This is a genomic window from Clostridium magnum DSM 2767 (assembly GCF_001623875.1).
Lineage (GTDB): Bacteria > Bacillota > Clostridia > Clostridiales > Clostridiaceae > Clostridium_AM > Clostridium_AM magnum.
On the sequence record NZ_LWAE01000001.1, the window covers coordinates 925,335 to 949,673 of the forward strand.

A 24,339-nucleotide genomic window follows, 5' to 3' on the forward strand; every position below is an offset into this window, starting at 1 on the left:
GCAGATGGTCATCAAATAAATAAACAAAAAAATAAATAACCGGTTGAAAAAACCGGTTTATTTATTAAGCAGTTAAGCCGTTTAACTTTGCAGCTAATCTTGACTTGTTTCTTGCTGCCTTGTTTTTATGTATTATTCCTTTTGATGCAGCCATATCTAGTGCTTTAACAGCAGCTACAAAAGTAGTTTTAGCTTCTTCAGCGTTTCCGCCTTCCACAGCAACTAAGAATTTCTTTACAGCAGTTTTCAATGCTGATTTGATCATTCTGTTCTTAAGAGTCTTAGTTTCAGTAACTTTGATTCTCTTCTGAGCTGATTTAATATTTGCCATAATTTCACCCCCTTATATTTTTATAGGGTCTCAACAGCTTTGGGGAAAATTTGCTAGTGAGTCTCGTTTATTCAACAAATGATATTATAGCATTAAACAACACTACCTTCAAGTGTTTTTTTTTGTCAATAGGTAAAAAGGAATAGGTCACAGAAATAAGGAGAACCTAATACTAAAAATTGAGGTATTTTAGACAAGGATAAATGTTGGAAGGAGTGAAGTTATGTTTAGTATTAGAACAGATTTAGCTGTAGAAGCAAAAGAGATATATCAAAAACAGAATAATGAAATACCGGGAGTAGAAGTTCAAGAAAATGTTGAAGGAGATATAAAGATAACTTATGTAAAAGTAATAAATGACGTTGGAGAAAGGATGATGGGAAAACCAAAGGGTACATATGTGACTATAGATATGCCTAGATTTACTCATTATGATGGAGAGACTATGGATGATCTAAGTAGAGTTCTTGGTAAAACTCTTTCCACTATGATAAAAATTGATGACAGCATGACAGCCTTAGTAGTAGGTCTTGGGAATTGGAATGTAACTCCAGATGCATTGGGGCCTAAGGTTGTTTCGAAAATTATGGTAACAAGACATTTAAAGCAATTAATACCAGATCAAATTGATGAGGGAATTAGACCAGTATGTGCCATAGCACCAGGAGTCTTAGGACTTACAGGCATGGAAACAGGAGAAATTATAAAGGGTGTTGTAGAAAGAGTAAAACCAAACTTAATAGTATGTATAGATGCTTTAGCATCTAGAAAAATGGAAAGAGTAAATTCAACTATACAAATTGGTAATACAGGTATATCTCCAGGTTCTGGAGTAGGGAATAAGAGAATGGAAATAAGCGAGAAAACCTTAGGAATACCTGTGATAGCTATAGGAGTACCAACAGTTGTTGATGCAGCAACTATGGCTAATGATACTATTGATATGGTTTTAGATGAAATGATAGAGCAATCCCAAAAGGGTGGAGAGTTTTATAATATGTTAAAATCAATAGATAAAAATGAAAAACAAAGAATGATTCAGGATATTTTGAATCCATATGTAGGAAATCTTATGGTGACTCCAAAGGAAGTGGATGTAGTAATAGATTCTGTTTCTAAAGTAATTGCAAATGGAATAAATATAGCTCTTCAGCCAGCTTTGGATATAGAGGATATAAATAAATTTTTGAATTAAATTCATAGTAATAGAATAGATTCCCCTCACATATAAATTTATTATACCAGAACTATGCAGAAGATAGATTTACATGAGAGGGGGGAAGCTGCTTTGAGATTTTTCATGGCGGTGAAGTAATTGAGTTACAAAAAGATAAATAAGAAAAAAGACTTTAAACTAAAGGCATTTATTTTAATGCTAAGTGCACTACTGATTATTATTTTACCATGTGCAGCGAGAGCTAACACTACTAGTAGTAATATTAAAAGAAACATGGTCTATGTTGAGATTTTAAACTATGCTATGCCTGTAGTTAAGGCCACAGCTTTTAATGAGGATGATATGGCGGAAAATGGATTCTCCATTGGTCAGACTGCATTACAAATGATTGGACTTAATTTAAATAGTCCTCTATCAGTACTTAGCAGAGAGGTAGCTTTCATTGGATTAAATGATACAAGTTCAAAAGATAAACCAAATGTAGACTTTAATCAGTTTAAACTTGATGATAAGCAAGTATCAAGAGAGGTTAATAATTCTGGGCAAAATTCTAATGATAATTTGGATTTAGAAAATAAAGTGGTAAATTTATATGATCCAAAATTAAAAAAGGCTATAAACGCTAATAAGCCTGAAGTCTTAATATACCACACCCACACTACAGAAAGTTACAAACCAGGTAATGCAATAAGTTCAGATAATACACAAAATGTTGTTGCCGTAGGTGATGTGTTAGTAAATGAACTTCAATCAAATTATGGAATATCTGCAATAAATGATAAAACTGTACACGATTTAGAGGCCTATACTCAAAGTTATGCTAGATCCGCAGTAACATTAGATAAGTACTTAAAACAATATGGTGATTTTAAATTAATAATAGACTTGCATAGAGATTCAGTTGAGGATAAGAAGGCGATTACTACGAAAATGAATGGAGAAAATGTAGCTAAAATATCCTTAGTTATGGCTAGAAAAAATCCACACTTTGATAAAAATATGGCTCTTGCAAATAAGTTTATTCAGACCTCTGATAAGTTATTCCCTGGTTTATGTAGGGGAGTGATATACTATAATTATGGTACAAGGTATTTTAATCAAGATAAGAGCAATAATGCTATATTAATAGAAGTAGGTGCAGACATTAATACAACAGACGAATCAAAGGCGTCAGCAAAATATATTGCTAGAATTATAGCTGAATGTTTAAATAGATAGTTGTAGTATTTTAACCTAAGAACTAGATAGGGCGAAGGCTTATCTAATTCTTAGGTTTAGTTTTATTTCTAAGTATTTGCCAGCTAGTTTGTACTTGGGTATCTTAAAAAAATAATTGATCAATCTGTTAGTATATTTTTGAGATGTATTAACAAAAGTTAATAAAGATTACATAAATTTGAATAAATAGTGTAAAAAGAGTACATCCTTAAATAATAGGATAATTGAAATTTTGATATGAGGAGAGATATATTTTAATTTCAGTTTCTAATTTATGCTTAGGGGTGTTTTTTATTTTGAGGAAGAAAGGAATTATATTAGTTATAATAATATGTTTTACAATAGTCACATATGGTTTTGTAAATATAAGCAATAGTCTACCAAAGTTTATAAAGGATAGATCGTCGCTTAAAATAAATTATACATTATCTCCTTTTGATTTTAGAATGGATCTTCATGGATATTCTTTTTATGTAAATAAAAAGGTAGTGGAAAATATGAAAAGTAGCTCTGAAAGACTATTGGTAAATATCGAAGATGGGTTTCAAAAGAGTACCTCTAAAATTATGAATAAGACTTCTAACTTTATAAATAATACAACAAATGTATTTAAAAACTTAGAAGATAAGATAGGTAATAAAATACAGAATAAAGTTAAGTGAGAGCCTAGTGTAATTTAGGTACAATATACTTTTCACTATAGTACTCTTGTGTTATAATCTACTATGACTACTTATAGTATTTAGGGTATACAAAAGATTTGCAACAATCTGCAAGTCTTTTAAATTGTGAATTAGTAATGGAGGTTAAAAGCAGTATGCAGAGCGAAAGACAAAAATATATAAGAAATTTTTCAATAGTTGCTCATATAGATCATGGTAAGTCAACCCTTGCAGATAGATTAATACAAAAAACAGGTACCCTTACTGAGAGAGAAATGGAAGAACAGGTACTTGATAATATGGAGCTTGAAAAAGAAAGAGGAATAACAATAAAGTCACAGGCCGTAAGACTTGTTTATAAAAGACCAAACGGTGAAGAGTACATTTTAAATCTTATAGACACCCCAGGACATGTAGATTTTAATTATGAGGTTTCTAGAAGTTTAGCAGCTTGTGAAGGAGCTATATTAGTAGTAGATGCTACTCAAGGGATACAGGCTCAGACTTTAGCTAATTGTTATTTAGCATTAGATCATGATTTGGAAGTGGTTCCAGTAATAAATAAAATAGATTTACCTAGTGCAAGACCAGAGGAAGTAAAACAAGAAATAGAGGATATAATAGGCATAGAAGCTCATGATGCACCTTTAGTTTCAGCTAAAACAGGAATTAATATAGAAGATGTGCTAGAGGCAGTGGTAGAAAAGGTTCCAGCACCAGCTGGTGATGAGGAAGCACCGCTAAGAGCTCTTATTTTTGATTCGTATTACGACACTTATAGGGGCGTTGTGTCTCATATAAGAGTTAAAGAGGGTAATATAAAACCTGGAACTGAAATAAGGTTAATGGCATCAAATAAAGTATACGAAGTTACAGAGACGGGGATATTTGTACCGACATACTTAGCGGTTCCAGAATTAAAGGCTGGAGATGTTGGATACTTTACAGCTTCAATAAAAAATGTTAGAGATGCTCGTGTTGGAGATACGGTAACAGAAGCTAAGAGGCCTGCAGGTGAAGCGCTAGAAGGATATAGACCAGCAGTTCCAATGGTGTTCAGTGGTATCTATCCGGTAGATGGAGCTAAATATAATGAATTAAAAGAAGCTCTTGAAAAACTTCAAGTAAATGATGCAGCACTATCTTTTGAGCCAGAAACGTCTATAGCTCTAGGCTTTGGATTTAGATGTGGATTTTTAGGACTTTTACACATGGATGTAATACAGGAGAGAATAGAAAGAGAATTTAACCTAGATATTATAACTACAGCTCCATCCGTTATATATAAAATAGGAAAAACTGATGGTACTGTTATAGAACTTACAAATCCAACTAATCTTCCTGATACTACAGAAATAAAGTATATGCAAGAGCCAATTGTAAATGCATCTATAATAACTCCCTCTGATTATGTTGGCCCAGTTATGGATTTAGCACAAAATAGACGTGGAATATTTAAAGATATGCAATATATAGATACAACCAGAGTAAGTTTGAATTATCAAATTCCATTGAATGAAATAATATATGACTTTTTTGATGCCTTAAAATCAAGATCTAGAGGATATGCTTCCCTAGATTATGAACTATCAGGGTATAGCGAAGCAAAACTCGTGAAGCTTGATATACTTTTAAATGCAGATATAGTGGATGCTTTATCTATGATAGTTCCGGATGAAAGGGCATATGCGAGAGGAAGAGCTATAGCGGAGAAATTAAAGGAAATTATCCCAAGACAAATGTTTGAAATACCTATTCAAGCTGCTGTTGGCGGAAAAGTTATAGCAAGAGAAACTGTTAAAGCTATGAGAAAAGATGTATTAGCAAAATGTTATGGTGGAGATATATCAAGAAAGAGAAAGCTTCTTGAAAAACAAAAAGAAGGAAAGAAGAGAATGAGACAGGTTGGAAGTGTAGAAGTTCCACAGGAAGCATTTATGGCAATTTTAAAAACAGAGGAATAGAGAAAGAAGAGGGTGTGTCTTCATGAATTCAGAGAAATTAGGTTGTAAAGAAATAAATGAAGTAGCATTATATATACACATTCCTTTCTGTAAACAAAAGTGTCTATATTGTGATTTCCCATCTTTTAGTGGAAAAGAAAAGCTTATGTTAGAGTATTCACAAGCACTAGCAAAAGACATTAATAGTATCGGTGAAAGAAACATAAAGACTATATTCATAGGTGGGGGAACTCCCACCTATTTATCGTTAGAAGCATGGAATAATATAAAAAATTCTATTGATAAATTAGATAAGACACTAAATTTAGAGTTTACAGTGGAGGGGAATCCAGGGACTTTTACTGAGGAAAAGCTCAAATTTTTAAAGACAATGGGAGTTAACAGATTGAGTATCGGTCTCCAGGCTTGGCAGAATTCTATGTTAAAAAAACTTGGTAGGGTACATACTGTTGAGGAATTTATAGAGAGTTATAGACTGGCAAGAAATATTGGATTTAACAATATAAATGTGGATTTAATGTTTGGACTTCCTGATCAAAGTTACGACAACTGGAAAGAAACTTTAGAACAGATTGTGGAAATGGAGCCTGAGCATATATCTTGCTATAGTCTTATAATAGAAGAAAATACACACTTTTGTAAAATGTATGATGAGGAAAAGTTTAAGCTTCCAGAAGAGGAAGTAGAAAGAAAAATGTATAGGTTTGCAGTGGATTTTCTTAAGTCAAACGGATATCATCAATATGAAATATCTAATTTTTCTAAAAAAAATAAAGAATGTAATCATAATTTAATTTATTGGAATTTAGAGGAATATGTTGGCTGTGGCTCAGCATCTCATTCATATGTTGATGGTGTGAGGTATAGAAAAGCCGAAAATATAGAAGAATATATTGCAGGGGTTAACTTAGGAGCTAATCTACAACTAGATGTTCATGAAAACTCTGTAAAAGAGGATATGGAAGAGTTTATGTTTATGGGATTGAGAAAGATAGCAGGTATTTCCATTGATGAATTTTATAAGAGATTTAATGTAGAAATATATTCTATATATGGAGATGTTATAAGAAAACATGTATGTGATGGACTGTTAGTTGAAAATAAGGGTAATCTGTTTTTAAGTGACAGAGGAATAGAAGTTTCTAATGTTGTAATGAGTGATTTCTTATTAGATTGAGATATATTATTAATTTTAATCGAATGAAAAAAATCCGTGAAAGTAGATTTTATAAGGGTTTGCAAGGATGGAGGAGTATTAATCAATTGATATTATGAGATATTTAAAGAAAAATGGAGAAAATATAGTAAATATCATTTTTAAATCTATAAAATTATTTTATATGATGAAATATTGTGATTTATGGAAGGTTGACAAATAAAATCATGAGTGATATTTTTTAATCATAGCGATTAGCACTCAACGATGATGAGTGCTAATAAAGAGGTGATATTATGGAAATGGATGAAAGAAAGATCAGAATACTTCAGGCTATTATAAATGATTATATAAATACTGCTGAGCCTGTAGGATCCAGAACCATAGCTAAAAAGTACGACTTAGGGATAAGTTCAGCCACGATAAGAAATGAAATGGCTGATCTTGAGGAAATGGGGTATTTGGAACAACTGCATAGTTCATCAGGTAGGAAGCCCTCTAATAAAGGATATAGGTTATATGTGGATAAATTAATGCATGTACCTAACTTAACACCAGAGGAACAACATATAATAAAAACTCAAATTATAGATACAGCTTTGTTTGAAATAGATAAAATAATAAAACAGACTACATCACTTCTATCTGAACTTACTAAACTGACATGTATAGTGAAAACTCCTTCAGTGAGTAGAAGTTATATAAAGTATATACAGCTTATTAACATTGACTCTAATAATGTGTTATTAGTTATAATAACAGACAATGGTATAATTAAAAATAATGTTATAAGAGTTGGCAAAAATGTAAGTGCAGAGGCATTAGCTAAATTAAGTAATATATTAAACATCAGATTGAAAGATCTAAATTGTGAACAGATAAATCTAGAAGTTATTAATAACTTAAGAATAGACTTAGCAGGATATGAAGATATATTTAATGCTACAATTCCAGTTTTATATGAGTGCTTAAGTAGCAGTGACAACCGAGAAATATATACAGAAGGGACAACAAATATATTTAATTATCCTGAATATAAGGATATTGAAAAGGCACGTGAATTCTTATCATTGCTGGATAACAAAGATAAAATCGTAGGGTTATTAAATAATGGTTCAAATATTTCGGTAAAGATAGGTAATGAAAACTTTATAGAAGGTGCAGAAGATTGCAGTGTTGTTTCTGCAGTTTATAGCTTAAATGATAGGCCTATTGGAGAAATCGGAGTAATTGGACCGACTAGAATACCTTACTCAAAGGTTATATCTATATTAGGTAATGTAGTAAGAGAGTTGAATTACATTTTAACACATTCTTACTTCGATGATAGGTAATTTGATACCGGTAATAGTAATTTTGAAATGCTAGATTGGAGGAAAAATCTAAATGTTCAACAGAAAAGATAAAAAGGTAGAAGATCAAAATGAAATTAGAGACAATGAACCTAAAGAAGAATTAGAAAATAATTCTGAGGAAGTTTTAGAGGAATGTGAAGTTGACACTGATAAAGTAGCTGCAGATGATTCTGATAAACTTTCACAAGCTTTAGTAGATGAATTGACAAAAAGTAATAAGAACCTAGTAGAAGAAAATAAGAAGATGAGCAATGAAAATGATACACTAAAGGATAGATTGGCAAGAACAGTAGCAGAGTATGATAATTTTAGAAAGAGAACAGCTAAGGAAAAAGAAGGTATATATACTGATGCTTGTGAAGATGTTCTAAAAGAAATGCTTCCTGTACTTGATAACTTAGAAAGAGCTATATCAGTAGATGGAACAGTAGATGACCTTAAAAAGGGAGTAGAAATGACAATAAAGCAATTTAAAAATGCTTTAGAGAAATTAAATGTTGAAGAAATTTCAACAGAGGGTGAGTTTAACCCTCATGTTCATAATGCAGTAATGCATGTAGATGACGACCAATATGGAAATAACCAGGTTGTTGAAGTATTCCAAAAGGGATATAAAAGAGGTGAAAAAGTTTTAAGACACAGTATGGTTAAAGTTGCAAATTAGCCTTAGGTAAAGCAATAAGATTAATTTTGAAAATATATAATTTAAGCAAGTTAAATTTTAGGAGGTAATTTATAATGGCAAAAGTAATAGGAATTGACTTAGGAACAACTAACTCTTGTGTGGCAGTTATGGAAGGTGGAGATCCAGTAGTTATAGCAAATGCTGAAGGTGCAAGAACAACTCCATCGGTAGTATCCTTCCAAGCAAATGGTGAAAGACTTGTAGGACAGGTTGCAAAAAGACAATCAATAACAAACCCAGATAAAACAATAATTTCAATAAAGAGACATATGGGAACAAACCATAAAACAAATATAGATGGAAAAGAATATACTCCACAGGAAATATCAGCTATGGTATTACAAAAGATTAAAGCTGATGCAGAAGCATACCTTGGAGAAACAGTTACTCAGGCAGTTATAACAGTTCCAGCTTATTTCAATGACAGCCAAAGACAGGCTACAAAAGATGCTGGAAAGATTGCAGGACTTGAAGTATTAAGAATAATCAACGAACCAACAGCAGCAGCACTTGCTTATGGTATGGATAAAATGGACACAAATCAAAAGATATTTGTATATGACCTAGGTGGTGGTACTTTCGACGTATCAATACTAGAACTAGGTGATGGTGTATTTGAAGTTAAAGCTACTAATGGAGATACAAAGCTTGGTGGAGATGACTTCGATGAAAAGATAATGAACTATATAGCTGATACATTTAAGGCTGAAAATGGTATAGATTTAAGAAATGATAAAATGGCATTACAAAGATTAAAGGAAGCAGCTGAAAAAGCTAAAATTGAGTTATCATCATCAACTCAAACTAATATAAATCTTCCTTTCATCACAGCAGATGCAACAGGACCAAAGCACATAGACTTAAACTTAACTAGAGCTAAATTTAATGAATTAACTCATGATTTAGTACAAAGAACAATAGAACCAATGAGAAAAGCATTAAACGATGCTGGACTTACAATAGGTGATATAGATAAAGTTATACTTGTTGGTGGTTCAACAAGAATACCAGCAGTTCAAGATGCAGTTAAAGAGTTTACTGGAAAAGATCCTTCAAAGGGAGTTAATCCAGACGAGTGTGTTGCAGTAGGTGCATCAATACAAGCAGGTGTTTTAACTGGAGATGTTAAGGACGTATTACTTCTTGATGTTACTCCATTAAGCCTTGGTATAGAAACTTTAGGGGGAGTTGCTACTCCATTAATCGAAAGAAATACAACAATACCAACAAAGAAGAGTCAAGTATTCTCAACTGCAGCAGACGGCCAAACATCTGTTGAAATACATGTTGTTCAAGGTGAAAGACAAATGGCTGTTGACAACAAGACTCTTGGAAGATTTACTCTTTCAGGTATAGCACCAGCTCCAAGAGGAATTCCTCAAATAGAAGTTACTTTTGATATAGATGCTAACGGTATAGTTAATGTTTCAGCTAAGGATAAAGGAACAGGAAAAGAAGCGAATATAACAATCACTGCTTCAACTAACTTAAGCGATGATGAAATAGAAAATGCTGTTAAAGATGCAGAAAAATTTGCAGAAGAAGATAAAAAGAGAAAAGAGTCAATAGAAGTTAAGAATAATGCTGATCAAATAGTTTACCAAACTGAAAAGACATTAAAGGATCTTGGAGATAAGGTTTCAGCAGAAGATAAGGCATCAATAGAAGAGAAAGTTAAAGCATTAAATGCTGTTAAAGATGGAAATGATATCGAAGCTATAAAGAAAGCAACTGAAGATTTAACTCAAGCATTCTATGCAGTATCATCAAAGATTTATCAAGCAAATCCTGAAGCAGCAGCTGGTGGTGCTGGTTTTGATCCAAACAACATGGGTGGAGCAAATGCAGATACTAAAAAAGACGATAACGTAGTAGATGCTGATTTTAAGGTTGAAGATGATAAATAATTAAAATCTTTAAAATAACTATTCACTAATTTAATAATGATAGTGTATAATATATAGCTGTAATGATTAAGGGATGAGTTCTACTCTTCCCTTAATTTTAAGTAATAAAGAACTTATTTATAGTGTTGTAATTAAGTGAGATTTAAATCAGTTATAGTTAGCTAAGGAGTAAATTTCAAGAATTAATAAACATTTTTGCAAAATAGCTAAAAAGCTATAGATGTGAGTTAGTTATTGAGGAAATTTAATAGGTGGTGAAAAAAGGATGGCAAAAAAAGATTTTTATGAACTACTTGGGTTAGAGAAAGGTGCAAGTGATGATGAAATAAAGAAAGCATTTAGAAAGCAAGCACTTAAATACCATCCAGATAGAAATCCAGGTGATAAAGAAGCAGAGGAAAAATTTAAGGAATTAAATGAAGCTTATCAGGTGCTTTCAGACCCGCAAAAGAAAGCTCAATATGACCAATATGGAACTACTGACTTTAACGGCGGAGGCTTTGAGGGTGGATTTGATTTTTCAGGCTTTGGCGGATTTGGAGATATTTTCGACTCTTTCTTCGGCGGTGGCTTCTCCGGTGGTGGCGGAAGAAGAAGAAATGGACCTGAAAAAGGCAGTGACCTTGAATATACTTTAAGTTTAACCTTTGAAGAGGCAGTTTTTGGATGCGAGAAACAAATCAATATAACAAGAAGTGAAAGCTGTGAAAAATGTAGTGGAACTGGCGCTAAGCATGGTAGTCATCCAAAGACTTGTGATAAGTGTGGTGGAACAGGACAGGTTAGGGTTCAGAGAAACACACCTCTTGGCAGCTTTGTAAGCATGAGTACCTGCGACAAATGTAGTGGTAAGGGAACAATAATTACAGACCCATGTACGGAATGTAAGGGAAAAGGAAAAGTCAGAAAGCAGAGAAAGATAAAAATTAACGTACCAGCAGGTGTGGATACAGGGAATATAATGCCTATGAGAGGACAGGGCGAGCATGGCAATAATGGTGGACCAGCAGGAGACTTATATGTAAATATAAGAGTTGCTAGCCATCCTACTTTTAAAAGAAAAGGCTTTGATATCTATATTGATACACATATAAGCTTTGCAAAGGCTACACTGGGAACAGAACTTAAGGTACCAACTGTAGATGGTGATGTTAAATATGAGGTTCCAGAAGGTACACAACCAGGAACTGTGTTTAGGTTAAAAGGAAAAGGAGTACCAAGAGTTAACAGCCATGGTAGAGGAGATCAATATGTTAATGTAGTTGTTGATATTCCTAAGAACCTAAATCAGAAGCAAAAAGAAGCCCTTTTAGCATATATGGAAGCTAGTGGAGAAATGCCAGAGGGAGAGGGATCTAAGAAGTCTTTTATCGACAAAATAAAGGATAGTTTAAAGTAAGGCAGTTAAAAAACTTTGTTTCTCATAATTAGAGAAACAAAGTTTTTTCTTATGATATGTATTGACAGTGTTAGGCTATAATTATAAAGTAGACTTATTAAGAAAAAGTGGAGGTAAGGTATGGATAAGGAATGGATGGAAGTCACAATTGTTACTAGTAGTGAGGCTGTAGAAGCAGTATCAGGTATATTATATAATACAGGAGTTAAGGGTGTATCAATAGAAGACCCTGAGGATATAGAGTTCAAGAAAAAGAATCCAGGTGATTGGGACTATTTTGATGAAACTTTACTAGTGGTAAAAGAAGGAGCAATTGTAAAGGGATATTACAAGAAGGATGAACATTTTGATGAATATTTAAAATATATAAAAGATAGCGTTAACAATTTAGATGAGTTTGGCATAGAGAAAGGTAAGGGGTTAATTACTGCATCTAAGGTGAATGAAGAAGATTGGGAAAATAATTGGAAGAAGTATTATAAGCCTACTAAGATAGGTGACAGAATAGTTGTAAAACCTATATGGGAAAATTACGAAGTAAAAGACGAAGAAATAATTGTAGAGCTTGATCCAGGAATGGCTTTTGGTACAGGAACCCATGAGACTACAAGAATGTGTATTAAAGCTCTAGAGAAGTATGTAAAACCAGAATCTACAGTTTTCGATATAGGAACAGGTTCAGGAATATTAGCTATAACTGCAGCAAAGTTAAAAGCAAAAGAGGTTATTGGTGTTGATTTAGATCCTGTAGCAGTAAACTCTGCATCGGAAAATGTTAAATACAACAACATAAATAATATAAAAATACTTCATGGAGACCTTATGGAAGTTATTGAAGGAAAGGCTGATATTGTAGTTGCAAATATTATTGCTGATGTAATAATATTCTTAGTTGATGGAGTTAAAGACTTTATTGCTGAGGGGGGAAGGTTTATATCCTCAGGAATAATATTAGATAGAAAGAATGATGTGGTAAAAAAACTTGAAGAATCAGGATTCGTAGTTGAAGAAGTAAATGTTGACGGAGAGTGGGTTTGTATTGTTGCTAGACTATAAGGCATCTTCAAAAAGTAACTAGTGGGTATGCTAGTATATTTTGTTTCAGATGCCTAATTCTTTGTTAAGAAGAGGTGGTTGTTGTGCATAAATTTTTTGTTCCAAGGAGTAATATACTTGGAGATACTGCTATTATTGAAGGTGACGATGTAAAGCACATATATAAGGTTTTAAGACTTGAGGTTGGAGATAATGTTAGTATAAATAACTGCGATGGAGAGGAATTCTTAGGACAAATTGAGGATGTAAATAAAAAACAGGTTACGGTAAAATGTGTTGAAAAATTAGCATTAAATAATGAAAGTCCGGTAGAAATATATCTGTTTCAGGGTCTTCCTAAATCTAGTAAAATGGATTTAATTGTTCAAAAAGCTACTGAACTTGGGGTAAAGGAAGTAACACCTATAATTACAGATAGAGTTGTAGTAAAAAACGAGTTAGGAGAATTTAAAAAATTAGATAGATGGAACAGAATTGTACTAGAGGCTTGTAAGCAGAGCAAAAGAAGTATAATACCTAAGGTAAATACTCCATTAGAATTTGAAGGGCTTTTAGAGTTATTAAAAAATATGGATTTAATAGTAGTTCCTTATGAAAATGCAGAAGGTCATGGTATTAAGAATATGGTGAACTCTATAAATAAAAGTCATATTAAAAAAATTGCAGTAATAATTGGGCCAGAAGGCGGTTTTGAGGAAGAAGAAATAAATAGACTTAAAGAATTGGAAGCATATATAGTAACACTTGGACCAAGAATATTTAGAACAGAAACAGCAGGGTTTGTTTGTGTATCTTTAATCATGTATGAGCTAGGAGATTTAGGAGGAATAAGCTAATGAAAGTTGCCTTTACTACTTTAGGTTGTAGAGTTAATCAGTATGAAACTGAAGCTATGACAGAAAAGTTTATAAAAGAAGGTTATAAAGTAGTGCCATTTGAGGGCTATGCAGATGTATATGTTATAAATACATGTACTGTAACTAATATGAGTGACAGAAAATCTAGACAGATGATAAGTAGAGCTAGAAGAACAAATGAAGATGCAGTGATCGCAGCGGTTGGATGCTATTCGCAAATTGCTCCTGAAGAAGTTGCCAAAATACAAGGTGTTGATGTAGTACTTGGAACTAAAAATAAGGGAGATATAGTATATTGGGTTAATAGAGCGAGAGAAGAGAGAGACCAAGTAATACAAGTTGAAGATGTACTTAGAAATGATATATTTGAAGATTTAAGAATAGATGAATATCAAGAAAAAACTAGGGCTTTCTTAAAAATTCAAGATGGATGCAATAGATTTTGTTCTTATTGCTTAATTCCCTTTGCTAGAGGTGCAGTGTGCAGTAAAGAACCAGAAAAAATCATAAAGGAAGTTAAAGAATTAGCAGCCCACGGTTTTAAGGAAATAATTCTTTCGGGAATACATATAGCTTCTTATGGAGCTGATTTAAGTGAGGACTGGAATTTAGTACGTATATTACAAGAAATAGATACTGTAGAGGGGATTGAGAGAGTAAGAATAGGTTCCATTGATCCTCAATTCTTTACAGAAGGTGTAATAGAAAAAATAAGTTCATTAAAAAAACTGTGTCCTCATTTTCATCTTTCACTACAGAGTGGATGTGATGAGACTCTTAAGAGAATGAATAGACGGTATACTACATCAGAATATAGGAAGATAGTAGAAGATTTAAGAGAAAATATAAAGAATGTATCGATAACTACAGATATTATAGCTGGATTTCCAGGAGAAACAGAAGAAGAGTTTAATATTACTTATGAATTTCTAAAAGAAATAAAGTTGTCTAAAATGCACATATTTAAATATAGTCCTAGAAAAGGTACTAAAGCTGCAGAAATGAAGAATCAAGTAGATGGAAGAGTTAAAGATGAAAGAAGTAGCAAACTTATAGAGCTTGATAAAGAATTAGAGAGAGAATTTATGAGTAGGTTTATTGGTGAGGATATGCCTGTGTTATATGAACAGAAACACAATGGTTTAGAAGGTGTCTATGAAGGGTATACTTCTAATTATATAAAAGTAGTAGCAAGTAGCAATAAAAGTATAGATGAACAGATTGTAAATACTAAGCTTATAGAAATTAAAGGTGAGCAAATAAAAGGGGATATCATCCAGTAAAAAATCGATATATGATGTAAAAATTAAAATTTTGAAAACTTTATTGTGGTTAGAAGGATATTTCATATAAATATTGAATACTATAAAATCAAGGGAGGTGAAACAGTGGAAGATTGTATTTTTTGTAAAATAATAAAAGGTGAAATACCATCTGATAAGGTTTATGAAGATGATATGGTACTAGGTTTTAAGGATATAAGTCCATGTGCTCCAGCACATGTTTTAATAATACCTAAAAAACATATAAGTAATTTAAATGAAATAGCTGAGGAAGATTCTAAGATAATTGCTCACATATATATAGTTGTAAAAGAAATAGTTAAGAAATTAGGTATAGATAAAACAGGATATAGAGTGGTTACAAATTGTGGAGATGATGGAGGCCAAACAGTCCATCACATTCATTTTCATGTGTTAGGTGGTAGAGCACTTCAGTGGCCGCCAGGTTAAATTTAAAAATAGAACCAATGAGATGAAACGAAATTGTTGACAGCTTCTAAAGGTATGTTGTATAATAGTCAATGTGCTATGTGACCCACATTGGCTGCGTTTAATTTTGAAAATTAAATTGAGCTAGCGGAGGGAGGGATAAGATATGTCAGAAATAAGAGTTGGAGAAAATGAAACTATAGAAAGTGCATTAAGAAGATTTAAGAGAAAATGCGCTAGAGCTGGTGTTCTTTCTGAAGTTAGAAAAAGAGAACACTATGAAAAACCAAGTGTAAAAAGAAAAAAGAAATCAGAAGCTGCAAGAAAGAGAAAGTTTAAATAGAGTACTTTTGAAAGAAGGTCTAAATAATGTCTCTTAAAGAAGTATTACAGGAAGACTGGAAGCAAGCTTTAAAAGCTAAGGATAAATTTAAAACGGATACAATCAGTATGGCTAGAGCGGCTATTCTATTAGTAGAAAAAACTGATGGAGAGCAGCTTGACGATGAACAAATCTTTGATGTATTAGCAAAGGAAGTTAAGCAAAGACGTGAAGCTATATTAGAATTTGAAAAAGGAAACAGGCAGGATTTGATAGATAAGGCTAATGCTGAAATAGAAATCTTGTTAGGTTACCTTCCTCAGCAGTTAAGTGAAGAGGAGATTTCCGGAATTGTTCGTCAGGCAGTTGATGAGGTGGGCGCTAATAGCATAGGAGATATGGGAAAAGTTATGGCTATAGTTGTTCCTAGAACTAAAGGAAGAACTGATGGCAGGCTTGTTAGTCAAATTGTAAAACAATATTTAAATAAATAAAAGGTTGAGTTTATCTCAACCTTTTTTATTTTGTCATTTATTAAATTTATGCTTCATAAATTAGTATGAAAGAATTTTTAGAGGTGATAAAGTGGAGGATAAATTATATAGGACAAAGCAAAATATTGCAGATAAACTAGATTTACCTAGAGACATAATCCTTAATATGCCAAAGATTACTGTTACAGGTGACAATGAAATAATTATTGAAAACCATAAAGGAGTTGTGCTTTTTGGTGAGAATCAGGTTAAGATTAATTCAGGGGTAGGGTTAATATCAATATTCGGAAGTAGATTTGAGATATTGTTTATGGGTGGTAGTACCATAACAATAGGCGGAAAATTCAAATCTATTGCTTATGAGGGAAATGAGTAAATTAAATTTTGAAAAATATAAAAGCGGAATAATTACTATAGAAATTCAATCCCTTATACCTGAAAAGTTTGTTAACCTGATGTGGAAAAATGGTGTTTATATAAGGAATATTAAAAAGAAGAGCATAACTACCATGACTATGGAAATCAGTCTTAAAGACTATGATAAAATAGAAGATATAGCTAAAAGAACAAAAACTAAAATAAGGATAGTTGGAAGAAGGGGACTTGCTTTCTTTTTAATAAAGATAAAAAGAAGGATAGCTTTAGTGGCTGGTATAATATTATTTATTGGCATAATATATTATTTGTCCACCTTTATTTGGAATATAGAAATAAGTTCAGATAAATATTTATCTCCCTATGAAATAAGACAGCAGTTAAATTCTTATGGAATAAAGCCGGGAATCAGTAAAAAAAATGTAAATGTATATGATATTGAAGGAAAACTTATGAAAAATAATGATAGTATAATGTGGGTTAAAGCTAGAATAGAAGGAGCTAATTTAAAGATTTCTGCTGCAGAAAGACAATCTCCCCCTACTATTATTCCAGAGGATGGACCCTGTAATTTAGTCGCTAGAAGGGATGGAGAAGTTGTAAGGGTGTATACAACTGCTGGAACACCTGTGGTAAAACAGGGAGATATGATTAGACAAGGGCAGATCCTTGTCAAAGGTGAGCAAGGAAAGGAAGGGGCTACATATGCTGTTCATGCCGTTGGAGATGTTATATGTAGGACTTTTTACGAGGAAGTTAAAGAAGCTAAAATAAGTGAAATAAAAAAAGAAAGAACAGGTAAAAAGGATAGCAACGTGTATATAGAACTGGGTGGAAAAAAACTCTATCTAAAAAAATCTACAAATAAATTTGCTAAATATGATAAAATAGAAGAGAGCAAGTTCTTTACTAGAACAGAAACTTTTTATGAGGTAAAGGAAACTACCATTCATAATGATCCTAAGATGGTAGTGGAGGAAACAGCAAATCAACTTTACTCAAAAATATGTTCAAATCTAGATAAGTCTGTTAAAATTATAGATAAAATAGTGAGTTATGAGGCTGGAGATACGTATAAGGTAAGGGTATTAGTAGTAGCAGAAGAAAATGTTGCCTTAAAAGAGTCAATTCCTGAACAACCAAAAGAACAACAAGATCAAAAGCAACAATAGGATAAAACATATAAGGATAAACAAAGGTGGTTTATTATGGGAACAATATCACTAAAGAAACTATTTGTAGGTGAAAAATTTAATAGGATAATAATATTTGTATTGACGTTTATATTTATATATTCGGTATTAGTAACTTCATTAGTAACCAAAAAATACAGCTTAAAAGAAGGGGATATTGCACGAGTTGATATAAAAGCACCCAGAGAAGTCAAGGATGAGTTGTCTACGGAAGCTAGAACTCAGCAAGCTGTTGATTCGGTACCTATTCAGTATAATAAAAGAACAGAGGTAAAAACAGAAACCATTGATAGACTAAACTCCTTTTTTTTAGCACTATCACAAATAAAGGATTTATCAATTGATGATAAGGAGAAGGTTCAGAAACTAAAAAATAACGGTGAGGTTAGCTTATCAGACGATGATTATTCAACACTTATAAAAATTAGTAAGGACGAACTAAAGATATTGCAGGATTTTTTAGTTAAAACCATGTCAGATATTTATGATAATAATAATATAAGTGATAATAGTCAAAAGGACAACCAAGAAGATATAAAAAAAGCACAGGAGAGTATACTGCTTAAGGTTAACAGCTCCAAACTATCTAAGTCCTTAAAGGAAATATCTTCAACCCTAGGGTACTCTTTAATTACGCCTAATTTTTTTTATGATAAAGAAAAGACTGAAGAACTTAAAAAGGATGCCATAAGGAGGGTTGCTCCTGTTATGATTAAAAAGGACCAAATAATCATAAAAGAGGGAGAACCTGTTACTAAGAACCAAATAGATATACTTAAAAGCTTAGGACTATTAAATAATAACTCTCGCTTTCAATGGTATATATATATATGCTTAATAGTATTGATACTTCTAGTTATGTTTATTCAATGGTTTTATCTTTTTAGATATCATAGTGATATATATTATGATGCAAAAAAACTTATAATGATAAATATATTAAATTGTATAGCTATACTTTTAGCTAGATCACTTTCAATTATTTCACCATTTTTAATACCCCTTGCTTGTATACCGATGATTTTTACGCTTTTGGTAAACTATAGGGTTTCACTGATTATAAGTGTATTAAATTGTATATTAATAAGTGGGGCGGTAGAGTTTAGTATAGAAATAACTATATTATCTATAGTAAATGCTATTTTTGGGTCTATAATCTTAAAAAAAATGCAGCAAAGGAATGATATTTTATACGCATCCTTATATATAGTTGCTATTAACATTATACTGACTTTCTCCTTGGGTTTTTTACTAAGCAACAATGGCGTAGACGTAGCGAATAAAACTTTGTTTGCAGGAATTGCCAGTGTGGTATCAGGTGTACTTACTATAGGTTTTTTACCGTTTTTTGAAAGTACCTTTGATATTGTAACCACAATAAAGCTTTTAGAACTATCTAATCCTAATAATCCACTGTTAAAGAGATTACTTATTGAAGCGCCGGGAAGTTATCATCACAGTATTTTAGTGGGTAATCTTGCAGAGGTAGCGGCAGAGGTAGTTGGAGGCAATCCAGTCCTTGCTAGAGTTTCAGCTTATTATCATGATGTAGGAAAGATAAAGAGACCTTATTTTTTTAAGGAAAACCAATTAGGAAAGGATAATCCACATAGCAAAATAACCCCTAATTTGAGTACTCTTATAATAACTTCCCATGTAAAAGATGGAGTGGAATTGGCAAAAGAATATAAAATCCCTAAGTCAATAATAGATATAATAGAACAACATCATGGTACAACTCTTGTAAAGTATTTTTATATAACTATGAAAAATTCTAGTGAGAGACCTGAAGATATAAAAGAAGAAGATTTTAAGTATCCGGGCCCTATACCAGATACAAAAGAGTCGGCAATAATAATGCTAGCAGATAGTGTTGAAGCTGCTGTAAGGTCTATAAATGATCCTACTAAGGGTAAAATAGAAGAGATGGTAAATAATATTATAAAAGATAGATTAAATGAAGGACAGCTTGATAACTGCGATCTTACCTTGAAAGACTTGAATAAGATAAGAGAAGCCTTTCTAAAAGTTTTGACAGGTATATATCATGAGAGAATAGAATATCCAGAAGATAAATGGGCAAATAAATAAAGTTAAGGTTAATCGGAGGATAGATAAATGATTTTTATAGATAACAGACAGGATAAAATAGAAGTAACAGAAAAACTTAAAAATACCATAGAGACTGTTATAGAACATGCATTAAAAGAGGAAAAGGTAGAAATTCCTTGTGAAATTAGTATAATATTTATTGATAACGAAAAAATTAGAGATATAAATAGAGAAAATAGAAATATTGATAGGGTTACAGATGTCCTTTCTTTCCCAATGCTCAGTTATCCAAATGGGAGAGTTTTTAAGGAGGTTTATTTAAATTATGAATTTGAGCCAAGCGATTTAGATGATGGTAATTTAGTATTAGGAGATATAGCTCTTTCTCTTGAGAAAGCAAAGGAACAAAGTGTAGAGTTTGATCACTCCTTTTTAAGGGAAGCAGCTTACCTTACAGTACATTCAGTTCTTCATCTTTTGGGATACGACCACATGGAGGAAGAAGAGAAAGAAATTATGAGAAAAAGAGAAGAAGAGATATTAAATAGATTTGCATTAACAAGATAAATGGGGATTTATAATGAAGGTTAAAAAATTGTTAGATAGTTTTAATTATGCAATCGAAGGAATTATATACGCAGTTAGAACTCAGAGGAATATGAGAATACATATGATCTCAGCTCTGCTTGTTTTAACTGCCTGTTTCTTTTATGATTTAAGTAAAATGGAGATTTTAGCAATAAGTATAACTGTAAGTATGGTTATAATGGCAGAGCTCATAAATACAGCAATAGAATTCGCTGTAGATGCTACCACAAATTATTATCATCCTTTGGTAAAGATTGCTAAAAATGTAGCTGCAGGAGGAGTCTTAGTAACTGCTGTAAATGCTATTTTGGTTGGATATATAATATTTTGGGATAAACTTAAGTATATAAATTTTATAGTTATTAGGAAAGTAAAAACTACAAATCCTTATACTATATTTATAATACTAGCTATTGTAATCATAGCAACTATAGTAGTAAAAGCAATTTTTGGCGAAGGAACACCACTTAAAGGTGGAATGCCTAGTGGGCATAGTGCAATAGCTTTTTCTATAGCAACAACTATAGCACTTATAACAGGGCAGTTTACGGTAGTTATTTTAAGCTATGTATTGGCTTTCATAGTAGCTCAAAGCAGAGTTGATTCAGAGGTTCATTCTATAATGGAAGTTATTGTTGGCGGGGTATTTGGAACCTTGATTACAGTATTGCTATTTAGAGTATTTGGTTAGAGAAAAATATTGAAATGAATGTAAATAGTGCTATAATTTATTTACGTGACTAGAGGATATAATTATTTTACCACGGGTAAAAATATTTATGGAGGAATAAATATGAACTATAAGATTTTAGTATCCAAAGCTTTTGAAGGAAGAAGTAATGCATATGTGCCTTATTCTAATTTTAAGGTTGGAGCAGCTATACTTATGGAGGATGACAGTATATATACTGGTTGTAATATAGAAAATGCATCTTATGGGGCTACAAATTGTGCAGAAAGAACGGCTATATTTAAAGCAATATCCGATGGACATAAAGAAATAAAAGCTATTGCTATAGTTGGCTTAGAAAATGATTATACTTATCCCTGTGGAATTTGCCGACAGGTAATTGCAGAATTTGCTGCAGAAGATATAAAAATAATAATCGCTAAAAACAAAGACGAATATATAGTAAAAAACTTAGAAGAAATTTTGCCGGGAGCTTTTACTAAAAAAGATCTACAAAAGTAAAAAATAAGGAGAGAATATATGTTTAAATCAGGATTTGTGACAATTATAGGAAGACCTAATGTGGGTAAATCAACACTATTAAATTGGATAATGGGAGAAAAGTTATCAATTGTATCTTGCAAGCCTCAAACTACAAGAAATAACATACAAACTATACTAACAGAAGATAATTTTCAGCTTGTGTTTGTAGATACACCAGGAATTCATAAACCAAAGCATAAGCTTGGCGAATATATGGTTAAAATTGCTGAAGATTCAATTAAAGAAGTAGACTTAGTACTGTTCTTAACTACTCCAGAAATCGAAGTAGGAAAGGGAGATATGCATATACTAGAACAGCTAAAACAGTGTGATGTACCAGTATTTTTAGTTTTAAATAAAATTGATGAAAATACAGCAGATAAAGTAGCTGAAACACTTAAAAATTATTCTGAAGTGTTTAATTTTACTGAAATTATACCTATATCTGCATTAAAGGGAAAAAATGTAGATGAACTTAAAACACTGATGGTAAAATATATGCCTGAAGGACCTAAATACTACCCAGAAGATATGGTAACAGATCAGCAGGAAAGATTTATTGTGGCTGAGACCATAAGAGAAAAAGCTTTAAGACTTCTTTCTCAGGAAGTACCTCATGGTACAGCAGTAGAAATTATTGCAATGAAGAAAAGTGACAATGGAACATATCATATTGATGCAAATCTTTTATGTGAGAAAGACTCTCATAAAGGAATTATAATAGGCAAAAATGGTTCAATGCTAAAAAAGATATCTACTTATGCTAGACAAGATATTGAGAATTTCTTAGGAACTAAAGTTAATTTACAACTTTGGGTAAAGGTTAAGAAAGAATGGAGAGACAGCAATAATCTCTTGAAAGAGCTTGGATACAAAAAATAATATGCAAAAATTCATTTAAAAAGTTAAAAAAGATAAAAATTTGTAAAAATATATTTTATAATTGGGCATAATACAGTTGGGGGTGGTTTTCTGTCTATATTTAAAACTAGAGCTGTAGTCATTAAAACCCAAGATATAAAAGAATCAGATAAACTAGTTTGGCTCTTTAGTGAAAAATTAGGGAAAATATCCACCATTGCGAAAGGTTCTAAGAAAAATAGGAGCAATCTTTTTTCCACCACACTGCAGTTTTGCTATGGAGATTATGTAGTATATAGAGGAAAAAGCTTATATATAATAAACGAAAGCTCGGTAATAGATTCATTTCAAGATTTGATGAGTGATTTAGATACTTTAACCTATTCTGCCTACCTATGTGAACTTGTAGATATATGTATGCAGGATGAGGAAAGTAACAGAGAACTCTTTAAACATCTTGTCACAGCTTTTTATCTTATAAAAAATAATGCAGTAGATATAGAAACACTAGCAAGAGCTTTTGAAATAAAGATTTTACAAGCAACAGGATATGCATTCAGTTTGGATTATTGTTGTATTTGCAGAAAAAAATTAACTTCTTCTAATTATATTAGTCTACAGTACTCAGGAGGAGTTTGTAAGGATTGTATGAGGGTTAATGGTACATACATAAGCTATGCAGCATATAATGCTCTTAAATATTTGACTAAAGTTCCTTTGGAAAACATTTATAGAGTTACGTTGTCTAAAGAAGTAAAAAGAGAATTATATAAGCTCCTATCTATACTTATAGAACAAAATTATTTTAGAAAGCCTAAAAGTTTGGAAATATTTAATTATCTAACAGAGTTTCATGAAGATAAGGTTTGATGTAAATTAAAATAATTTCTATTTAAATTAATAAAAGGAGTGAAAGAAATGAGTGATATTACACTAGAAAAAATTGATATTATAAGAGAAAGAACTGGTGTTAGTTATACTGATGCGAAAGAGGCATTAGAGGCTTGTAGTGGAAATGTAGTAGATGCATTAATATATATTGAACAGAACAAAAAGACAACTATGAACAATATATATACTTCAAAGGATGAATTTTTAGATTGGTTAAAAGATTTGGTTAAAAAAGGAAATGTAAATAGAATAAGAATAAAAAAAGATGAAAAGGTTATAGTTGATATCCCTGTAAATGCTGGTATTGCAGCAACTTTAACAGTGTTAATATGGCCACCACTAATTGCTATAGGAATTTTAACAGCAGTGGTAACTAAGGTTACAATAGAGATCACTAAAGATGATGGAACAGTAGAAGTTGTAAACAAAATTATTAAGACTGGTGTAAAAGATACTATGCAGGATATGAAAGAAACAGTAAAAGATGTAAAGGATAAGGTTTTTGATGCTGCATCCTCAGTAAAAGATAAATTTAGTAATAAAGAAGAGAAAGACGAAGAAGAAAACACATATCAATATACTGTAAAATTTGAAGATATAGATAAAGAAAATAAAGATCAAGAAAATAAATAGCACTAAACTTGAATAATATATAAAAGTCAGCATATGATTAACTGCTGACTTTTTCTCCTTCATGTAATAATTATCTAAATTTCTGTATAGCTTATATATAGATGAAAATATTTGATTAATTTCAAGTAAATAATATAAATAGCAGTATTTTAAGTATAATATAAAGATTTTGTGAAAATTTTCTTGTTTTTAAAGGAATATAGTCATAAAACCAAATATAAACTTAAAAGTAAGGATA

Annotated in this window: 25 protein-coding genes; 24 read left to right on the forward strand and 1 reads right to left on the reverse strand. The window is 31.7% G+C overall.

Going from position 1 to position 24,339, the window contains the following annotated elements; all coding sequences use genetic code 11:
• Positions 1–64: 64 nt before the first annotated feature.
• Entirely contained in the window at positions 65–331 is a 267-nt protein-coding gene (gene rpsT, locus CLMAG_RS04475) for a 30S ribosomal protein S20 (RefSeq protein ID WP_066618441.1), read from the reverse strand.
• Between the two features lie 223 nt (positions 332–554).
• On the opposite strand from rpsT, the gene gpr reads away from it, so the two are divergent.
• The 24 genes from gpr (at position 555) to CLMAG_RS04595 (ending at position 24,101) form a co-directional block, all read left to right on the forward strand.
• Positions 555–1,526, forward strand: coding sequence for a GPR endopeptidase (gpr, locus tag CLMAG_RS04480; RefSeq protein WP_066618444.1), 972 nt, complete (start codon positions 555–557; stop codon positions 1,524–1,526).
• A 120-nt stretch (positions 1,527–1,646) separates the two neighbouring features.
• A complete protein-coding gene (locus CLMAG_RS04485) occupies positions 1,647–2,726 on the forward strand; it encodes a stage II sporulation protein P (RefSeq protein ID WP_066618446.1) in 1,080 nt (359 codons plus the stop codon).
• Between the two features lie 296 nt (positions 2,727–3,022).
• Positions 3,023–3,388 (forward strand): hypothetical protein, encoded by a 366-nt coding sequence (locus CLMAG_RS04490; RefSeq protein ID WP_175562174.1) that lies wholly within the window; start codon positions 3,023–3,025, stop codon positions 3,386–3,388.
• 155 nt (positions 3,389–3,543) lie between these two features.
• Positions 3,544–5,352 (forward strand): translation elongation factor 4, encoded by a 1,809-nt coding sequence (lepA, locus tag CLMAG_RS04495; RefSeq protein WP_066618448.1) that lies wholly within the window; start codon positions 3,544–3,546, stop codon positions 5,350–5,352.
• Positions 5,353–5,374: 22 nt separating this feature from the next.
• Complete coding sequence (gene hemW, locus CLMAG_RS04500; RefSeq protein ID WP_066618454.1) at positions 5,375–6,529, forward strand: radical SAM family heme chaperone HemW; 1,155 nt, start codon at positions 5,375–5,377, stop codon at positions 6,527–6,529.
• A 275-nt stretch (positions 6,530–6,804) separates the two neighbouring features.
• The gene (gene hrcA / locus CLMAG_RS04505; protein ID WP_066618455.1) at positions 6,805–7,842 is read left to right on the forward strand and encodes a heat-inducible transcriptional repressor HrcA; all 1,038 of its coding nucleotides are present in this window, start codon (positions 6,805–6,807) and stop codon (positions 7,840–7,842) included.
• A gap of 52 nt (positions 7,843–7,894) precedes the next feature.
• Positions 7,895–8,527: a nucleotide exchange factor GrpE gene (gene grpE, locus CLMAG_RS04510; RefSeq protein WP_066618457.1), complete on the forward strand. Its 633-nt coding sequence runs from the start codon at positions 7,895–7,897 to the stop codon at positions 8,525–8,527.
• Between the two features lie 74 nt (positions 8,528–8,601).
• Complete coding sequence (gene dnaK / locus CLMAG_RS04515) at positions 8,602–10,455, forward strand: molecular chaperone DnaK (protein ID WP_066618461.1); 1,854 nt, start codon at positions 8,602–8,604, stop codon at positions 10,453–10,455.
• Between the two features lie 265 nt (positions 10,456–10,720).
• Positions 10,721–11,854: a molecular chaperone DnaJ gene (dnaJ, locus tag CLMAG_RS04520; RefSeq protein ID WP_066618464.1), complete on the forward strand. Its 1,134-nt coding sequence runs from the start codon at positions 10,721–10,723 to the stop codon at positions 11,852–11,854.
• Positions 11,855–11,974: 120 nt separating this feature from the next.
• Positions 11,975–12,910: a 50S ribosomal protein L11 methyltransferase gene (gene prmA, locus CLMAG_RS04525; RefSeq protein WP_066618467.1), complete on the forward strand. Its 936-nt coding sequence runs from the start codon at positions 11,975–11,977 to the stop codon at positions 12,908–12,910.
• Between the two features lie 83 nt (positions 12,911–12,993).
• Positions 12,994–13,746: a 16S rRNA (uracil(1498)-N(3))-methyltransferase gene (locus tag CLMAG_RS04530; RefSeq protein WP_066618469.1), complete on the forward strand. Its 753-nt coding sequence runs from the start codon at positions 12,994–12,996 to the stop codon at positions 13,744–13,746.
• Positions 13,746–15,050, forward strand: a complete 1,305-nt coding sequence (gene mtaB, locus CLMAG_RS04535) for a tRNA (N(6)-L-threonylcarbamoyladenosine(37)-C(2))-methylthiotransferase MtaB (protein ID WP_066618473.1) — start codon at positions 13,746–13,748, stop codon at positions 15,048–15,050. Before CLMAG_RS04530 ends, mtaB begins: the two co-directional genes overlap by 1 nt.
• Positions 15,051–15,155: 105 nt before the next feature.
• Positions 15,156–15,500, forward strand: a complete 345-nt coding sequence (locus CLMAG_RS04540) for a histidine triad nucleotide-binding protein (protein WP_066618476.1) — start codon at positions 15,156–15,158, stop codon at positions 15,498–15,500.
• Positions 15,501–15,645: 145 nt separating this feature from the next.
• Positions 15,646–15,822, forward strand: a complete 177-nt coding sequence (gene rpsU / locus CLMAG_RS04545) for a 30S ribosomal protein S21 (protein ID WP_066618478.1) — start codon at positions 15,646–15,648, stop codon at positions 15,820–15,822.
• 26 nt (positions 15,823–15,848) lie between these two features.
• Positions 15,849–16,295, forward strand: coding sequence for a GatB/YqeY domain-containing protein (locus tag CLMAG_RS04550; protein ID WP_066618481.1), 447 nt, complete (start codon positions 15,849–15,851; stop codon positions 16,293–16,295).
• 91 nt (positions 16,296–16,386) lie between these two features.
• On the forward strand, positions 16,387–16,671 hold the full coding sequence (gene yqfC / locus CLMAG_RS04555; protein ID WP_066618484.1) for a sporulation protein YqfC: 285 nt from the start codon (positions 16,387–16,389) through the stop codon (positions 16,669–16,671).
• The gene (gene yqfD, locus CLMAG_RS04560; protein WP_082831792.1) at positions 16,664–17,842 is read left to right on the forward strand and encodes a sporulation protein YqfD; all 1,179 of its coding nucleotides are present in this window, start codon (positions 16,664–16,666) and stop codon (positions 17,840–17,842) included. Before yqfC ends, yqfD begins: the two co-directional genes overlap by 8 nt.
• Before the next feature lie 36 nt (positions 17,843–17,878).
• On the forward strand, positions 17,879–19,954 hold the full coding sequence (locus CLMAG_RS04565; RefSeq protein WP_066618490.1) for an HD family phosphohydrolase: 2,076 nt from the start codon (positions 17,879–17,881) through the stop codon (positions 19,952–19,954).
• Positions 19,955–19,981: 27 nt separating this feature from the next.
• Positions 19,982–20,482: an rRNA maturation RNase YbeY gene (gene ybeY, locus CLMAG_RS04570; RefSeq protein ID WP_066618501.1), complete on the forward strand. Its 501-nt coding sequence runs from the start codon at positions 19,982–19,984 to the stop codon at positions 20,480–20,482.
• Between the two features lie 13 nt (positions 20,483–20,495).
• Positions 20,496–21,194: a diacylglycerol kinase gene (locus tag CLMAG_RS04575; protein WP_066618504.1), complete on the forward strand. Its 699-nt coding sequence runs from the start codon at positions 20,496–20,498 to the stop codon at positions 21,192–21,194.
• Between the two features lie 102 nt (positions 21,195–21,296).
• Positions 21,297–21,695, forward strand: a complete 399-nt coding sequence (locus CLMAG_RS04580; protein ID WP_066618507.1) for a cytidine deaminase — start codon at positions 21,297–21,299, stop codon at positions 21,693–21,695.
• 18 nt (positions 21,696–21,713) lie between these two features.
• Positions 21,714–22,598, forward strand: a complete 885-nt coding sequence (gene era / locus CLMAG_RS04585) for a GTPase Era (protein WP_066618509.1) — start codon at positions 21,714–21,716, stop codon at positions 22,596–22,598.
• A gap of 60 nt (positions 22,599–22,658) precedes the next feature.
• The gene (gene recO, locus CLMAG_RS04590; protein ID WP_066618511.1) at positions 22,659–23,447 is read left to right on the forward strand and encodes a DNA repair protein RecO; all 789 of its coding nucleotides are present in this window, start codon (positions 22,659–22,661) and stop codon (positions 23,445–23,447) included.
• A 48-nt stretch (positions 23,448–23,495) separates the two neighbouring features.
• Positions 23,496–24,101, forward strand: a complete 606-nt coding sequence (locus CLMAG_RS04595; RefSeq protein ID WP_066618513.1) for a DUF4342 domain-containing protein — start codon at positions 23,496–23,498, stop codon at positions 24,099–24,101.
• Positions 24,102–24,339 lie beyond the last annotated feature (238 nt).

Bases quoted from the DNA above. Each gene is read 5' to 3' on its own strand.
- hemW (WP_066618454.1), top strand. From the start codon at position 5,375: ATGAATTCAGAGAAATTAGGTTGTAAAGAAATAAATGAAGTAGCATTA.
- hrcA (WP_066618455.1), top strand. From the start codon at position 6,805: ATGGAAATGGATGAAAGAAAGATCAGAATACTTCAGGCTATTATAAAT.
- mtaB (WP_066618473.1), top strand. From the start codon at position 13,746: ATGAAAGTTGCCTTTACTACTTTAGGTTGTAGAGTTAATCAGTATGAA.
- dnaK (WP_066618461.1), top strand. From the start codon at position 8,602: ATGGCAAAAGTAATAGGAATTGACTTAGGAACAACTAACTCTTGTGTG.
- lepA (WP_066618448.1), top strand. From the start codon at position 3,544: ATGCAGAGCGAAAGACAAAAATATATAAGAAATTTTTCAATAGTTGCT.
- grpE (WP_066618457.1), top strand. From the start codon at position 7,895: ATGTTCAACAGAAAAGATAAAAAGGTAGAAGATCAAAATGAAATTAGA.
- ybeY (WP_066618501.1), top strand. From the start codon at position 19,982: ATGATTTTTATAGATAACAGACAGGATAAAATAGAAGTAACAGAAAAA.
- rpsU (WP_066618478.1), top strand. From the start codon at position 15,646: ATGTCAGAAATAAGAGTTGGAGAAAATGAAACTATAGAAAGTGCATTA.
- CLMAG_RS04565 (WP_066618490.1), top strand. From the start codon at position 17,879: ATGGGAACAATATCACTAAAGAAACTATTTGTAGGTGAAAAATTTAAT.
- gpr (WP_066618444.1), top strand. From the start codon at position 555: ATGTTTAGTATTAGAACAGATTTAGCTGTAGAAGCAAAAGAGATATAT.
- rpsT (WP_066618441.1), bottom strand. From the start codon at position 331: ATGGCAAATATTAAATCAGCTCAGAAGAGAATCAAAGTTACTGAAACT.
- yqfD (WP_082831792.1), top strand. From the start codon at position 16,664: ATGAGTAAATTAAATTTTGAAAAATATAAAAGCGGAATAATTACTATA.
- CLMAG_RS04595 (WP_066618513.1), top strand. From the start codon at position 23,496: ATGAGTGATATTACACTAGAAAAAATTGATATTATAAGAGAAAGAACT.
- CLMAG_RS04575 (WP_066618504.1), top strand. From the start codon at position 20,496: ATGAAGGTTAAAAAATTGTTAGATAGTTTTAATTATGCAATCGAAGGA.
- prmA (WP_066618467.1), top strand. From the start codon at position 11,975: ATGGATAAGGAATGGATGGAAGTCACAATTGTTACTAGTAGTGAGGCT.
- CLMAG_RS04550 (WP_066618481.1), top strand. From the start codon at position 15,849: ATGTCTCTTAAAGAAGTATTACAGGAAGACTGGAAGCAAGCTTTAAAA.
- CLMAG_RS04580 (WP_066618507.1), top strand. From the start codon at position 21,297: ATGAACTATAAGATTTTAGTATCCAAAGCTTTTGAAGGAAGAAGTAAT.
- dnaJ (WP_066618464.1), top strand. From the start codon at position 10,721: ATGGCAAAAAAAGATTTTTATGAACTACTTGGGTTAGAGAAAGGTGCA.
- era (WP_066618509.1), top strand. From the start codon at position 21,714: ATGTTTAAATCAGGATTTGTGACAATTATAGGAAGACCTAATGTGGGT.